We start from the raw sequence: 14,549 nt of genomic DNA on the forward strand, positions 1-14,549 counted from the left end.
ATCGGCTCGCAGCCCCTATTTCATGCGGACTTTACCACCAACCATTTTGAACGCCGGGGCCCCGCGCACCAAAGTGTCGCGCGCAAACACCGCCTCACAGTTCGGGCACACACCCGCTTGGGTGGTATAGTCCCGGCTGATCCTTTCCTTGAAGCATTTTACCAACGCGCCTTTGCCACCCTTGCGGTATTGAAACAGAATGGCCTGACAGCCGGTACAATAAATCTCGACGGTTTGTGTCGGCCCTTTCTTATTTGGTTTTGCCATGTTGCACCGCTCAGTTAAGGGCGGGCCGTCGCGACCAGTTGGTCAATCAGACTCAAATGCGCCGCTTCAACCCCGGCCAGATTGCCATATTTCGGCTGGTGGCGATCATTTTCCAACGCATGGTGCCACCCCTGAGTGGTGTCGACAAATGCACGGGCAAACGACGCTGAAATCGATAAACAACCCGCCAGCACAGTGTCGACATAGGTTTGCATAATCGGCTGATCCGGGCATGGCGGCGCAGAATTTTCACGCACATAGACCCAAATCGGGTCATCGCTGAGGGTGACCTCCTGCTCGGGGCGAACCGCACTCGGGTCCAGGGCGATGCGGCGATAGCCCTTCTCCCGGCGGTCAAACTCCGGCAAAAAGCCGTCATGGACACGGACCAGCACGCCATTACAACGCCCTTCACCCGGTTCGCATACCAGTGGTGCAATGGTGTAGCTGCCGTCGACTTTGCCCCAGCGTCGCTGCAAGCCATCGACAACCACCGGCACGGCTTCGCCGGTCTGCCCCGTCAACAACCGCGAATGACGATTGATCAGGCTGCCGTAACCGAAAATATACATACTGTCTCCCCAACGGTCACCGATGAAACGCTACATCGGCAAACCGAAAAACTGTGAAAAGTCCTGCCATTCTTTGCTTAAGGCTGACCATTTCCCCCGGACAAACTGAACCGCAGTACCTGGTCTTGCCTGGGCCAACCTTGGCATATCCATCCTGGCAATACAACCCAGCTTAGGATATCCGCCTAATGTCTGGCGGTCATTCAACAAAATAATCGGTTGCCCGTTTGGCGGGATCTGGATCGCGCCGTACGCGATGGCTTCAGAGATGATGCCGTTAATCTCCGCCTCAACTGCCGGGCCTTCCAGACGACATCCCATGCGATCGGATTGCTGGCTGATCTGATATGCACTGGCGTAAAAGCGTTGCTTAGCTTGCTCAGAAAAATGATCGCACTGATACGACTCCATCACCCGCAGACGAACCGGCGCGGAATAATCCGGGATATAGCGCGGCGCCGCCCGCTTCGGCTGAAACGCATGGTCATTGATTTCACCGTGTGTCACGGGCAGCACATCGCCCTCAGCCAGTGCAGTCCCGGCCTTCAGGCCACCGAGCTGATTACGGGGCACCGCCGAAGCACTGCCCAGCACCCGGGGGATATCAAACCCACCTTTGACCGCCAAATAGGCCCTGAGTCCGTCCCGGGCATAGCCGAATTTCAGCACTTGTCCCTGATGCACCACAAAACTCTGCCAGGGGGGTTGCCGCTGGCCATCCACCGTCACAACCATGTCCGCGCCGGTGATCGCACAAATCAGATCAGTGTGTGCCCGAAAACTGGCTTGCCCCAAGGTGACTTCCAGCTGCGGGCAGTTCATCGCGTTGCCGACCAGATAATTGGCCCAGCAATAAGCATGCAAATCAACCGGCCCTCCCTGGCTTAATCCGAGCTCGGCAACGCCCAACCGCCCGGTATCCTGGATTAAGGTCAGCATCCCCGGATGCAGGACTTCTAATGCGGCCACAACATCCCTCCCAGTTGTAAAAAATGCTGCCGATCGATTGACTCAAACCTGACCTTATCCCCGACTGCAAACGGTGTCATCGGCTCACGGTCCGGCGAGAACAGCGGCAACGGACAGTTCCCGATGATCTGCCACCCGCCGGGCGAATCCGCCGGATACACAGCCGTTTGCGCATTGGCAATCCCGACGCTCCCGGCCGGCACTCTTAACCGGGGCTCGGCATGGCGAGGGGTTGCAATCGCCGGATCAACCGAGGCCAGAAAGGCAAAGCCGGGCGCAAAGCCAATCGCACACACGGTATAGGACTGCTGGCTGTGCAGGGCGATCACTTCCTCAACACTTTTATCATGTGCCTTCGCGACGCCAGCTAAATCCGGTCCCGTGTCCGGATGATAATAAACCGGTAACCGAATCAGCTTGCCGGTCTGGGATTCACTCTCTGAAGCTGGCTGCTTCAGCACCGATTGATACTGAAACATCGCCTGCTCCAGCACCGCATAGGTGGTTTTGCGCGGATGAAACTGGATAAACAGGGAGGTGTAGGAGGGGATCACTTCAATCAGCGCATCGGAAAAGTCTGCTTTCACGAACCGGGCCAGTCTGCCAACCTGCTCGGTGAGGTGCGTATCAATGTGACTTCCTAAATAAACGATGAATGCAGTTTCCGAAACGGGGGCAACACGCATCATGGGTTGAGTACCTGATGCAACCGGGCAATCATGGCCACGGATTCATCGTTATCGCCGTGGACACAGACGGTATCCGCCTGCAATGCCAGTCTGTTGCCCGTAACGGTGGTCACCTCACCCACGGCCAGTTCACGGATTTGCTGTTCGATCCGGGCCGGATCACGGTGAACAGCGCCAGACTCACTGCGAGGCACCAGGTTGCCATCATCACGATACGCCCGATCCGCAAACGCTTCGAACAGTAGCTCCACCGCATAGCGGCGTGCTAACCCCTGATAAATTTCATTATCTGCGCGCGCCTGGATCATCAGCTTCACCGGCTCGGCCGCCCGCATCGGAGCAAACTGGTTCAGGCCGGCGACAGCTCTGAGCATGGCTTCGAATATGGCTTCGCTGGCCATCATATCGTGATACAGCGCACCATGCGGTTTGACATACCGAACATGCCCCCCCTGCAATCGGCAAATGGCTTCCAACGCACCGGCCTGATAAGCCACCAGCTGCGTGATTGACTCCGGTAGATGCGGAATACTGCGCCGACCAAAACCAGGTTTATCGTCATAACCAGGATGAGCACCAATTTCGACACCATGGGCTAGCGCTGAAGCCACCGTTTCAGCCATCACATCCGGATCCGACGCATGGAAGCCACAGGCAATATTTGCCATATCAATCCACGACATCACAGCATGGTCATTTCCCATTTGCCAAATGCCGTAACTCTCACCCATATCACAGTTCAGTTTCATTGCGATTCCCTGCAAGCTTCTATTTCACTGATTACTTTAACTTTATACACAAACCACAGGGGGATCAATGTGCGCATTCCACACGCCGCCTGCTCTGGTGAACCCCATAAAAACCAACCACTAATACTCACTCATTAATTATTGAACGCTTGCGTTTCATAATTGGTTTGCATATATTTTGATCATTCACGCAATAAGCAATCAATCTCATGAAAACAGAAGCCCAGATCACCCAAGCCGGCCGTCCGGTCGATCAGCAAAAAACCCAGCAGATCTTCGATGCGATCGACACCATCCTCGCCACAGATGGCATTGCCCGCCTCTCCATCGAACGAATTGCCAGTATTGCTCAGGTTTCCAAAGTGACGCTGTACCGGCGCTTTACCAACCTGGAGGGCATCATCAGCGCATATGTTGACAGTTTTACCCAAACTGCGCTCAAGTCAGCATTGGCCAACATCAGATCCGACGATCCTACCAGCCTGGAGCAAGGACTCAACAACTTGGGGGTCCAACTGATGACCCTGATCAGCCAGCCGCGTGTGATCGCTTTTGATAACGCCATTGCCGCCGCCGGTGCGCATATGACGGGGCTCAAAGATCAGTTGTATCAACACGGTCCACAGCGTGCCGTGGCGGCGATCTGCCAGATCCTGGAGCAGGGCAAGGTCCATTCGCCGATGTTCGAACCCGCTCAGCTGGCCGATATGCTGTTTCAACTGTGGAAAAGTGATTTCTATGATGAGCTCCGCTTTACCGGCAACATGCCGCTGGAACCGACCCAACTCGAACAGCACGTTGGACTCAGAACCCAGTTTTTCCTCAATTTACTGACAAAGTGAGAATTGTGATGGCAGAAATGAAACCTCGCGTCCTGCTGGCCGGTGCCACCGGCTACCTGGGACGCCACTTGGTCAAACAGCTTCTCAACCGGGATTATCCTCTCCTGGCTTTAGCCAGAGATCCGCACCGGCTCAAGGCGTTGGGATTGACAGACCCGCAAATTCGAATCGCCCAGGTCACGGAACCGGCGTCGCTAACCGGATGTTGCGACAATATCGATGTGGTGATCTCTTGTGTCGGGATCACCCGACAGCGCGATGGACTGGGGTATATGGATGTGGATTTTCAGGCCAACCTGAACCTGTTACGTGAAGCCGAAAAAGCCGGTGTCCGGCGCTTCATCTACATCTCCGCCTTGAATGCGCCCAATTTTCAAACCGTTCGGTTATTACGGGCCAAAGAGCGTTTTGCCGGACAACTGCTGACCTCTTCAATCCCAGAGCCGTGCGTCATCCGTCCGAATGGTTTCTTCTCCGATATGACTGAGTTTTACAACATGGCCAAGCAAGGACGGGTTTACCTTTTCGGGAACGGCTCCCAGCAACTGAACCCGATCCATGGCGATGATTTAGCGACGTTTTGCCTGGAAGCCATCCATACGAATGACCGGGAGCTGGATATCGGCGGCCCGGAGATCCTCTCGCATCGTCAAGTCGCTGAGATTGCCTTTGAAAGTGTGCAACACCCTGAAAAAGTGACATTTGTACCAGAGATATTACGCAAGTTATTACTTAAAATGTCACGAACTTTACCCGAAAAATACACCGGAACAGCGGAGTTTTTCCTCACAGCCACGGCACAGGACATGATCGCGCCGGCCTACGGAGAGCGAACACTTGCACAATATTTTCAAACGCTGAACAGCGTGGAGCGCCAGCTGTAATTCAGGAAAGACAGGATACGATAGATTCACCAACCTGCCGCCGAGCAGGGACTTATGCATACACGACGTCAGGGATCATGACATGAAAAACAAGAATAACCCCGCCCCCATCGTGGGCCTGCCCTTACTTACAACCTTACTCTTAACTGCATGTGGCGGCGGTGGTGACGACAGCACCCCACGAACCCAACCCGACCCCCTCCCTTCTGCCTTCAATTTCCAGGAGATTACGGCACTTACAACGCAAAAAGGGAGTATCAACTTTGCATGGCAAGCCGCCGAGCGGGCCAAGTACTACCAACTGTGTATCGCGGATACGACCAATGACAGCAATTGTTCCGAGGTCGCAACAACTGATCAGACAGAACTCACCTTATCCGCCCGGGCAGTCAAAGCGATACAAGGCCATCCCTATTTCATTCGAGCGGTGAATACATCGGGCGTGACAGACTCAAACCGGATGTCTCTCCCTGTTTCCGAACTCGTTAAAATAACCAGCGCATTCGAGCCCACCGTCATTCAGAAAAACTCTGTCTATGCTGAGAGCGTGACGATGAGCGCCGACGGCACGACGCTGGCAGTCGCAGCACCGTTTGAAGATAAAGGCACTGGCCTATTTTTTGATCAGCAGATGGGCGCGGTATATGTATATCAACGGGATAACGAAGGCAACTGGCAAGAACCGGTCCGAATCACTGCCACTAACGGCGACGGTTTCGACTGGTTCGGCGTCAGTATCAGCTTATCTGATAACGGGAAAACGCTCGCTGTCGGAGCCAGTGGGGAAAGCTCAACAAGCGTGGATGACCCGACGGTCAATGCGACTGACGGTGTCGGTGCCGTCTATATCTTCGAACAATCTGGAGTTGGTACTTGGCAGGAAAAAGCCTACCTCAAGAGCGCCTCCAGCCTAGATACATTTGATTTCTTTGGTCACCAGGTCAAGCTCAGTGGGAGCGGCAAGGTTCTTGCCGTCACGGCCACCGGCCATGATGCCGCGACAGCAGACGCTCCGCAGGAGAATCATAATAGCGGTAGAGATTCAGGCGGCCTGTATTTGTTCGAGCGTCAGCCAAACGGCAACTGGGCTGAAAAACAGTACCTGAAAGGCTCATATATCGAAGCGAATGAAGGCTACGGCTATAGTCTCGCCATCGACTATTCCGGCTCGCAAGTCGCTGTCGGAATGCCCTACTTTGTCCATAACTACAAGTATGGCCATGTCTCGACTTACAGCCGTAATGCGCAGGGTATCTGGCAGTTATCTGCGTCGCTTCGCGGCGAAAGAGAGCCTGTGGCACAATTTGGCGCGGAAGTCGATATGGACAGCGATGGCCGCACGCTGGTTATCTCAATGCCCGGATGGAGAAATACGAATTTCGGTAAAGTTTATGTGTACCACCGAGATGATGCAAACCGCTGGCAATTTACCTCGGAAGTTGCCAGTCCTCAGCAGGATAATACCAATAGTTTCAGCCAGTACGGATTGAGCCTGAGCCAAAACGGACGCGTGTTGGCCGTCGGTGCAACGGCTTCTCAAGACAGCCTGCCGGATCAACCAAACACTCCACTCGAAAATGTTGGTGCCGTGCATATCTATACCCTGGATGCACAACAAAACTGGCAATTTGGCCTGACGCTCAAAGCAAATGAGATTGAGGAAAATGCATTTTTTGGCCATACCGTGGATCTCAATGAAGATGGTACCACCATTGCGGTCGGGGCAAGTGGGTATCGATTCAGAGACCCCATGTATGCCACCACTGTCATTCCTGCGAGCCTGAACAGCCGGATCGTGGTGTATTAATGACGCCCGGTAAACTGAGGCAATATCGCGGTCATTAAATGGTGCCATAAAGAAAAACGGCTTACAGGACAAGCCTGTAAGCCGTTGTTAAAATGGTGCCCCGGGCCGGACTTGAACCGGCACAACGCGAACGTCGAGGGATTTTAAATCCCTTGTGTCTACCAATTCCACCACCAGGGCACGCAATTCTGTTTTGATTGTTATTCAATCGTCCGATACCGCAACACTGCCATATCGTTTCATCTGTTTCGACATCCAAAGCTCCCCTTCTGAAGGAAACCTGGTGAAACCTCAACTGTGATGAGCTTGCGCTCAACCTGCCGGGCTTGTCGAAATGGAGGCGCGTCCCGGAGTCGAACCGAGGTCCACGGATTTGCAATCCGCTGCATAGCCACTCTGCCAACGCGCCTTTTCATCACAACACTTCATGAAATAAAGTGTTTCAACCGGTTAAGGGGTGACCCCGCTGCGGTATGGGCTGCATTCTACGGATTGGCTCAACTGAGTCAATAAGAAAATTGGACCATCTCGGCCAAGTGTCTGTTTTGCGGTCAAACCAAGCCGAAACCTCTGATTTTTTATGCGATGGAACCCTCCTACCACTACTTATCCATGCCAAAGAAGCGATTGATGCATCTGCTATCCACCCAACCGTTTAACAAACCTGAGTCAAATTGATGCCGAATGCGCAAACTAAAACGATGAAACTATGCATGACTGCGGCATTTCTCCGGGTTCAGGGGAAATTCGATACTTATCGATAGTGATATTGATATTAATGTTGATAGCAATAAAAACGCCGCTCATTGCGGCGTTAAAAAACAAATCTCTGGTTTATCCCTGGGTCAATGCCACGGCTTCACGTACCAACCGGCCGACTTCTTCCCATTGACCCTGTTCAATCAGCGCTGGGGCCACCATCCAGGTACCGCCACAGCAGGCAACCCGGTCAACCGCCAGATACTCCCCCACATTGGACTTGCTGATCCCGCCGGTCGGCATCAGTGAAACATCTACATACGGGGCAAGCAGCGCCTTCACCATGGCAACCCCGCCGGAGGCCTCCGCAGGAAAGAGCTTGAGAAAAGTCAGCCCCATTTCCAGCGCTTGTTCAATCTGGCTGGGGTTATTCACCCCCGGAATAACCGGCATGTTGTGCGTCTGGCAATAACGCACCGTATTCGGATTCAGCCCCGGCGCCACCACAAACTCTGCACCGGCGGCTTTGGCCCGATCCACTTGCTCAGTCGTCAGTACGGTCCCCGCACCAATACACATTTCAGGGTAAGCGTCACGCATCAACCGAATCGCTTCCGCGGCAGCTTCGGTCCGAAACGTCACTTCCGCAACCGGTAATCCATTCTCAACCAGTGTTTTCGCCAAAGGGACAGCCTGCTCTACACGATTGATTTGAATGACGGGGATTACTTTAAATGAGGCCAATTGATCGATCAGGGCTTGGGACATGAACACGTTTCTCCTTACAAAATGTCTTCCATCGCCTCCGGTGGAATAATGGCTCCCGGATGTTGAATCACGATGGCGGCCAATTCGTGGCCTAACTCTGCCGCCATTGTAGCGCTTTCGCCACTCAAACGGCCAGCCAGATATCCCGCCGCGAATGCATCCCCCACCGCGCAGGGATCCGTTGTGGTATCAAGGACCTTGGCCGCCACGACGCTCTTCACGGGGTTTCCCGAACGCATCTCGGTATACACGAAGCAAGGCTGGCTGCCCCGGGTCACCACCACTTCGTCACAGTCAAAATCAGGATAGCGATAACGCACATCGCAATCGCCCCAAATCCGCCGCTCATCGGCTTCACTGGCAATCACCAGATCCGCATAAGGCAAAGCCTGCTGATACCAGTACTGCGCTTGTTTGACCGTCCACAGTTGCGGGCGGAAGTTATTGTCGAACACCACACGGCCGCCATTGGCTTTCATTTGTTCCAGCAGCGTCACCAGGATTGCTTTGGCCTCTTCTGCCAAAATAGCCAGGCTGACCCCGCTGATACACAGAACATCCAACTGCCGGTTTTGAATAGCTTGCTCAAGCGGGCTGAGTGCCGTGGCAAAGTAAAACTTCGCTGCGCTGTCATTGCGCCAGTAATGAAAATGGCGCTCACCGCTGGGTTCTGTTTCCACCAGATACAATCCCGGCAACTTGTGTTCCAGCCGACGGACCATAGCGGTATCAATGTGCTCTTCCTGCCAGGCCATGAGCATATCGGAACTGATATGATCGGTGCCCAACGCCGTGGCATAACTGACGGACAACTGACGTGAGCGCCCCAACCGAGCCAGATAGAGTGCCGTGTTGAGCGTGTCGCCACCAAAGGTTCGGCGCAGCGGCTGCCCGCTCAGTTCCACCATACACTCACCAAAAAATGCAATTTTCACGCGGCTTCCCCATTTCGAAACCAGTGCTTCTAAAAGCGTAATCCATGACACGCGCTCTGTTTTGCCACAACGCCCTGCATTTTCAGAAGTTTCAGCAATATATTCCGGACTTGAAATCAGAAGGGTTATCTAATTCTGAACAGCGTTTTTAACTTAATTTTAAGACAAAATACTCAACGGTAAGATCTGTAATGACTGCCTGCTTCCCTACCTGCAAATCCCGAAGCCCAAGTCAGAATGCATTTTCCCCCGACCGGGAGATTACAGCACCGCGAAGAAACGGTATGATTCCGCCCTCAGAAAGACAAATAAGACGTGCTACATCGCAAAATAACCACGTCAAACAAGCACGCAATTGATTCTTATATGCCCAAAAGGAGAAAATTATGGTTGTTATGGATTTCGTCAACGCTTTCCTGTTTAGTCTGGCCGTGTTGCTGACCGGTTTGGCCGGCGGCTGCCTGTTCAGCCTGGTGACGCTGAAAGCAAATGAAGTCGAAAGTCTGGTTGAAAAACGAATCGAGTATGGGATGTTCGCCACAGCCTGTATCGTGTTTACCGGCCTGATTATCGGCATATTGAGCTGACACCCGCCCTCGCTGGTACTACCAGCCCGACCCCAAGGCGGGGAATCGATCCGCGTCACCCGCCTTCACCATCGTCACCGCCGTCACATGAGCACTTCCGGATCATCGCCGGTTGTCGAAAGCAAAGCATGATGTGCGAAACAACGCGGATTGATCCGAAACTAAGCGCGGTATTCAGAAGAGCATCGTAACATTCAAACACCTTTCAATTTGCAGCATAGCCGCACTAGGCCTGATACAGCTCCAGCGGCAGCCCGTCCGGATCCTGAAAGAAGGTAAAGCGTTTGCCGGTGTATTCATCCACCCGAACGGGCTCGACGGTGATGCCGTGTGCGCACAGATGTTCAACTGCCGCCTCCACGGACATCACCCCAAACGCCAGATGCCGCAAACCGCACGCTTCAGGATAACTCGGCCGTTGCGGTGACTCAGGAAACGAAAACAGCTCCAGTTGACTGCCGTCCGGCAGCTGCAAATCTAACTTATAGGAATCCCGCTCAGTGCGATAGTGCTCGGCGAGCACTTTCAATCCAAGCACTTGGGTATAAAACGCTTTCGAGCGTGTGTAGTCACTGCAAATAATCGCTGCATGATGAATGCCGTTGAGCATGGTTTTTCTCGTTCCTGATTTGAAAGCTGCATTTACGCATAAGACAGCGGCCGCTATCAAGCAATGGATACCCTCGACATATTACCGATCCGCTGCAAGGCAACCCGATAATATTCATCGGCTTGTTTCACTTCCGCGGCTGTTGGCCGGGTATCGTTCTGATAAACCCAATGACATGAGTAAATCACCGCTTCCACTTCTTTCGGGGTTAAAAACGATGGCGTCGCCAATGCCGTCAGCTCAAGGATCAGAAAACACAGCCGGTAGTGGAACGGCACCATATGGAACGCCCGATAGGCATCTTCAATTGCTTCAGTCGCCCGATTATTTTTACGTTTCTCAAATGCCTGATCGACCAGTTTGTTTCCCCGGGTGAGACGCTGATTAATTTCGGCATGACAGGCTTCGAGCAACTTCACCTGACTTTGGATCAAGGCATCGTCATCACTTAAAGCACACAACTCCCGCGCTATTTGCATGGTTTTTTCGTACTTATCCGGCATCCCGCAAAAACCATAAAGTCTGGCAACATTCAACACCGTGTAGTAATCCGTCAGCGGCTTATTAAGTGAATTCACTTTATTGACAATGGTAAAACAATTCTCAATATCCCCGTGCAGACAGGCGAAGATCGCTACGCCCACCAGCGCACTGATTTCGCTCTCATAGCGCTCTTCATCTGCTTCCCCGACAATGCGTTGTTCGTGGATATTATGGCGGGCCTCTTTAACCAGTTCGGTGTGCTCTGCAACATCTTCGGTATAAATACTGGCCAACATCAGTGACACCGAAACATTCAGGTTGACCCCGTAGCTGAACCGGCTGGTGCCCGATACTTTTGATGTGTAACGCTGGTAGCCAATCGCCGCTTTTTTATGTTGCTGGAGCGCTGCGTACAAATTGGCAATGATCAACTCACGCAATGGATTGGCCGAGTTAACTTTATGCAGGATGTTAAACTGCTCCAGGGCTTCAGGCACCCGATCGGACACCAGTAAACACCCGGCCAGATGCTTCCGGGCCAACGGCTGTTTGGGGTATTTGTCCAGGATCTCCTGAAACACCGATTCCGCTTCTTTTAATTGACCCAACTCTTTCAGCGCCTGGCCATACCCAACCCGCGGCCAGAGATGGTCAGTTTTTTGGCATGCTTCTTCGTAAAACTTCTTGGCCTCCAGGTGCCGCTCTGAACGCAACAAACAGTCACCATTAATCCGGTCGATATACCCGGCATAATCGGGGTAGCTAATTTTATATCGTTTACAAAGACCAATCGCCGTTTGATATTCCTTATTATCAATCGCGAGCAGAAGCGGATAAAGGGCTGATTTTCTTTCGGCAACCATTTCAATACGTTCATAAAATTTGGCAGCAGAGAAAGGTTTAATTAAATAATCATCCGGTTCTAATTCAATAAAATGGGAAACGACCTGCTGGGAATTGTCACCGGTGACACAAATAAACACCCCATCGCTCGGTAGTAACTGGCGGCGTTTGACTTCGTCAAAAATCAACCCACCGTCAATATTATGCCGCATATTATAATCACAAATGACGACATCATAACTGTGAGATACCATCATCCGAATCGCCTTCATGCTATCGGTTGTACTATCAATAAAATCATTGGTGATCCCAAACGAATTCAGCATCGACCGCATCAAAGAAATTGCAGTGTTACAGTCATCAATGAGTAAAAACTTTTTCCCTTTAAGCACTTACAGCCTCCCTAGCCAACCCGGTAATCCCAGATCACCCCGCCTGCCACTGTAAAATATTCAGCTCAACTGAAAATTATGCCGACAGCGATTGCATCCTTGCGCTGTGTTTTCAGGTTGAAAGATTTATATTGGATGCTCCTTACCATTTCTATAGCATTTATTTCAGTGTAGGGAAACCACGACACTTCTGCATATGAAAAAAGATTATTTATCATCCACTGACAAATAATCTTTACCTCTATTCAACACTGGCAATGGGGTCGTGTTGAAGATTTCGGATCGTCGGACAAGCAATACCTGCGAACTCGACCCGCTATCTTCCTCAATCAAGCTATCTTCCTCAATCAAACCGCAAAAGCGGACGTACTGTGCTTGAGTTGCTCCGACATCTTGCTAAGAGATTCAGCAGAAACATAAGTGCGTTCAGCACGATCGGCATTTTCCTTGGCACTGTCGTTGATTTCCACCACACCGCGATTGATTTCCATCGTGGTGATGTTTTGCTGCTCTGCTGCCGTCGCAATCTGGTTGTTCATCTCTTCAATCACAGTGATCGCATTGGAAATGACTTCAACCGCTCCCCGAACCTCCTCTGCCAAATGCGCTGTTTCAGCCGCGAACTGGGCATTTTGATTAATATGGTGTAGCGACCCTTTGGTTTCCTGCTGCAAGTTGACAATCAAGGACTGAATTTCTTCGGTACTGTCCTGCGTCCGGCTGGCCAGCTCCCGGACTTCATCTGCAACCACAGCAAATCCGCGCCCGGCCTCTCCGGCCCGGGCAGCTTCAATCGCCGCATTCAAAGCCAGCAAGTTGGTTTGCTCAGCAATGCCACGAATCACATCGAGGATCCCCCCAATCGCGTCACTTTGCTGCTCCAATCCCCGCATCCGAGCGCTGATCTGCTCCATCGATTGCGCCAGATTCTGAACCTGGGTAGTCATGGTGCCAATCCGATCCATCCCTTGCTGCGACGCGCCACTCGCCTCTTTCGCGGCATCTGCTGCCTGAACCGTATTCCGGGCAACATCTTCCACCGTCGTCGACATCTCATTCATCGCGGTCGCCGTCTGCTCCAGCGCCAACGTCTGCTGTGCGGTACCGGCCCGCATATCTGTCGCGCTGGCGGTCAAACTCTGTGATGCGTGATTGAGCCCATTCGTCAGGGTCAGCAGTTCGCTGACCAGATCACGCAGGCTGCCTCTCATCTGCAAGACATGCTTGTAGATACCCCTGGCGTCCTGCACCGATTCACCCTGCTCACGAAGCTGACCAGAAGACACTTGCTGAACCAGGGTAGCGATATCGTCCGGCTCGCCGCCCAGCATCTCCAATAGCTTTTTCGCCATCCACAAAGCACCGATCGCCAGCACCACGGTAAGCACAACCTGCACGATCAACAACACCTGTTGTGTCGCAGAAGCCTCAGCTTCGACCACGGCAACATCGGACGCCGTCCGCATCAGAACCGCTTGCGATAGCTGATCAACCGCGCGCCGGATCAAAGCCAGTTCACCAAAATAATTGGCATCATAGAGCACCCGGGTCGCGAACTGATTGACAGTTTCACCCGCCTGCGGCGTGGCCGGACCGGGATGTAACCGCCCGGATTGTACCGACTGCATCGCCTGCTCTTCGAGCTTGACCAGCGTATCGGACTGGCTCAGCGCTTGTTGGTAGAACGCCATTTCCGTCCGGTTGATCCCGTTCGCCTGCATCAAAGCTTGCTGCGAGATGGTCGCGCCGGGTGAAATGGACAACGATTCAGGACGGGGAGACTGGCCGTTTCGCCAATCAACAATCGATCGATAGGCCGTCAGAAACTGCGGATTACCGGTGACCGCATAACTTCGGGACAGTCGGGTCAAATCTTCCGATGACTGGATAAATTCCTGAATGATCCGTTCTTGTCGCTCTTTTTGTGAATATACTTCTCCTTGTTTTTCAATGAGTTTTTTCTGCCAAAAGACCCCACCCACTAATATTGCCTGATTCAGACATATCCCGCCAAGGAATAGAATGATTGCAGTTTTGACTTTCATAGTTCATCCCTAAATCATTTCCGCGCTTAATACACCCTTGCCTACCGAATAAAACACTTCCGGAAAAATAAAAATTAAATAACAGTTTCACCCCACCTCGGAAATTACATCGCGCAAAACGGTAGCCGCTACCAATATAGACAGGGTGTATTCCAAGTATATATACAATATAGAAAGACATCGGGTTAATTCATTCGTGATTTATAAAGACATTGGCACACTTTCATTTCACGCCTCATACATCCAGCGGCTATGAGGGTGCTTTCCGCCTCAGCTGATCTTCATGAAAGCAGAACCGGGGAGCAGCATAATGACAGGACACATCTCGCATGTCAGGAAGCATAAAGACATCAGAAAACATCAGGGGCGTAGGGACACACCAGAGCGGTGGAATGAGCGCGGAAAAAA

The 14,549-nt window shown here is 52.3% G+C and carries 14 protein-coding genes and 2 tRNA genes; 4 read left to right on the plus strand and 12 right to left on the minus strand.

From position 1 onward, the window contains the following. Positions 1-15: 15 nt before the first annotated feature. Genes NH461_RS10210 through NH461_RS10230 form a run of 5 tightly spaced genes read right to left on the minus strand, consistent with a single transcriptional unit; the run spans position 16 to position 3,246 of the window. Positions 16-267 (minus strand): hypothetical protein, encoded by a 252-nt coding sequence (locus NH461_RS10210; protein WP_261600253.1) that lies wholly within the window; start codon positions 265-267, stop codon positions 16-18. 14 nt (positions 268-281) lie between these two features. Beyond that, positions 282-839, minus strand: a complete 558-nt coding sequence (locus NH461_RS10215) for a gamma-glutamylcyclotransferase family protein (protein WP_261600254.1) — start codon at positions 837-839, stop codon at positions 282-284. 30 nt (positions 840-869) lie between these two features. Further along, complete coding sequence (locus NH461_RS10220) at positions 870-1,778, minus strand: biotin-dependent carboxyltransferase family protein (protein WP_261602881.1); 909 nt, start codon at positions 1,776-1,778, stop codon at positions 870-872. Positions 1,779-1,795: 17 nt separating this feature from the next. Then, positions 1,796-2,497 (minus strand): 5-oxoprolinase subunit PxpB, encoded by a 702-nt coding sequence (pxpB, locus tag NH461_RS10225; RefSeq protein WP_261600255.1) that lies wholly within the window; start codon positions 2,495-2,497, stop codon positions 1,796-1,798. Next, positions 2,494-3,246, minus strand: a complete 753-nt coding sequence (locus NH461_RS10230; protein ID WP_261600256.1) for a 5-oxoprolinase subunit PxpA — start codon at positions 3,244-3,246, stop codon at positions 2,494-2,496. Before NH461_RS10230 ends, pxpB begins: the two co-directional genes overlap by 4 nt. A 209-nt stretch (positions 3,247-3,455) precedes the next feature. Here NH461_RS10230 and NH461_RS10235 point away from each other — a divergent pair, with 209 nt between their 5' ends. The 3 genes from NH461_RS10235 (at position 3,456) to NH461_RS10245 (ending at position 6,779) form a co-directional block, all read left to right on the plus strand. Then, positions 3,456-4,088: a TetR/AcrR family transcriptional regulator gene (locus NH461_RS10235; RefSeq protein WP_261600257.1), complete on the plus strand. Its 633-nt coding sequence runs from the start codon at positions 3,456-3,458 to the stop codon at positions 4,086-4,088. Between the two features lie 8 nt (positions 4,089-4,096). Next, positions 4,097-4,972 (plus strand): SDR family oxidoreductase, encoded by an 876-nt coding sequence (locus tag NH461_RS10240; protein ID WP_261600258.1) that lies wholly within the window; start codon positions 4,097-4,099, stop codon positions 4,970-4,972. An 82-nt stretch (positions 4,973-5,054) separates the two neighbouring features. Next, complete coding sequence (locus tag NH461_RS10245) at positions 5,055-6,779, plus strand: FG-GAP repeat protein (protein WP_261600259.1); 1,725 nt, start codon at positions 5,055-5,057, stop codon at positions 6,777-6,779. 93 nt (positions 6,780-6,872) lie between these two features. On the opposite strand, the gene NH461_RS10250 is transcribed toward NH461_RS10245, so the two are convergent. From NH461_RS10250 to NH461_RS10265, 4 genes are all read right to left on the minus strand, one after another. Further along, positions 6,873-6,959: transfer RNA gene (locus tag NH461_RS10250), tRNA-Leu, on the minus strand. Between the two features lie 155 nt (positions 6,960-7,114). Next, a tRNA-Cys gene (locus NH461_RS10255) sits at positions 7,115-7,188 on the minus strand. A gap of 425 nt (positions 7,189-7,613) precedes the next feature. Further along, entirely contained in the window at positions 7,614-8,246 is a 633-nt protein-coding gene (locus tag NH461_RS10260; protein WP_261600260.1) for a bifunctional 4-hydroxy-2-oxoglutarate aldolase/2-dehydro-3-deoxy-phosphogluconate aldolase, read from the minus strand. Positions 8,247-8,260: 14 nt separating this feature from the next. Then, positions 8,261-9,181: a sugar kinase gene (locus NH461_RS10265; RefSeq protein WP_261600261.1), complete on the minus strand. Its 921-nt coding sequence runs from the start codon at positions 9,179-9,181 to the stop codon at positions 8,261-8,263. 386 nt (positions 9,182-9,567) lie between these two features. Here NH461_RS10265 and NH461_RS10270 point away from each other — a divergent pair, with 386 nt between their 5' ends. Beyond that, the gene (locus NH461_RS10270) at positions 9,568-9,768 is read left to right on the plus strand and encodes a hypothetical protein (protein ID WP_261600262.1); all 201 of its coding nucleotides are present in this window, start codon (positions 9,568-9,570) and stop codon (positions 9,766-9,768) included. Between the two features lie 226 nt (positions 9,769-9,994). Here the strand turns inward: NH461_RS10270 and NH461_RS10275 are convergent, their stop codons facing one another. The 3 genes from NH461_RS10275 to NH461_RS10285 all read right to left on the minus strand — a co-directional run bounded on the left by NH461_RS10275 (position 9,995) and on the right by NH461_RS10285 (position 14,141). Then, positions 9,995-10,378 carry a VOC family protein gene (locus NH461_RS10275; RefSeq protein ID WP_261600263.1) on the minus strand — a complete coding sequence of 128 codons (384 nt, stop codon included), beginning with the start codon at positions 10,376-10,378 and terminating at the stop codon, positions 9,995-9,997. A 56-nt stretch (positions 10,379-10,434) separates the two neighbouring features. Next, positions 10,435-12,096, minus strand: coding sequence for a tetratricopeptide repeat-containing response regulator (locus NH461_RS10280; protein WP_261600264.1), 1,662 nt, complete (start codon positions 12,094-12,096; stop codon positions 10,435-10,437). 347 nt (positions 12,097-12,443) lie between these two features. After that, a complete protein-coding gene (locus tag NH461_RS10285; protein WP_261600265.1) occupies positions 12,444-14,141 on the minus strand; it encodes a methyl-accepting chemotaxis protein in 1,698 nt (565 codons plus the stop codon). Positions 14,142-14,549: the final 408 nt, after the last annotated feature.

Source organism: Photobacterium sp. TY1-4 (assembly GCF_025398175.1).
Lineage (GTDB): Bacteria > Pseudomonadota > Gammaproteobacteria > Enterobacterales > Vibrionaceae > Photobacterium.

What these genes read in the sequence shown, in the direction of transcription:
- NH461_RS10210 (WP_261600253.1), bottom strand. Translation starts at nt 267, where the DNA reads ATGGCAAAACCAAATAAGAAAGGGCCGACACAAACCGTCGAGATTTAT.
- NH461_RS10215 (WP_261600254.1), bottom strand. Translation starts at nt 839, where the DNA reads ATGTATATTTTCGGTTACGGCAGCCTGATCAATCGTCATTCGCGGTTG.
- NH461_RS10220 (WP_261602881.1), bottom strand. Translation starts at nt 1,778, where the DNA reads ATGCTGACCTTAATCCAGGATACCGGGCGGTTGGGCGTTGCCGAGCTC.
- pxpB (WP_261600255.1), bottom strand. Translation starts at nt 2,497, where the DNA reads ATGATGCGTGTTGCCCCCGTTTCGGAAACTGCATTCATCGTTTATTTA.
- NH461_RS10230 (WP_261600256.1), bottom strand. Translation starts at nt 3,246, where the DNA reads ATGAAACTGAACTGTGATATGGGTGAGAGTTACGGCATTTGGCAAATG.
- NH461_RS10235 (WP_261600257.1), top strand. Translation starts at nt 3,456, where the DNA reads ATGAAAACAGAAGCCCAGATCACCCAAGCCGGCCGTCCGGTCGATCAG.
- NH461_RS10240 (WP_261600258.1), top strand. Translation starts at nt 4,097, where the DNA reads ATGGCAGAAATGAAACCTCGCGTCCTGCTGGCCGGTGCCACCGGCTAC.
- NH461_RS10245 (WP_261600259.1), top strand. Translation starts at nt 5,055, where the DNA reads ATGAAAAACAAGAATAACCCCGCCCCCATCGTGGGCCTGCCCTTACTT.
- NH461_RS10260 (WP_261600260.1), bottom strand. Translation starts at nt 8,246, where the DNA reads ATGTCCCAAGCCCTGATCGATCAATTGGCCTCATTTAAAGTAATCCCC.
- NH461_RS10270 (WP_261600262.1), top strand. Translation starts at nt 9,568, where the DNA reads ATGGTTGTTATGGATTTCGTCAACGCTTTCCTGTTTAGTCTGGCCGTG.
- NH461_RS10275 (WP_261600263.1), bottom strand. Translation starts at nt 10,378, where the DNA reads ATGCTCAACGGCATTCATCATGCAGCGATTATTTGCAGTGACTACACA.
- NH461_RS10285 (WP_261600265.1), bottom strand. Translation starts at nt 14,141, where the DNA reads ATGAAAGTCAAAACTGCAATCATTCTATTCCTTGGCGGGATATGTCTG.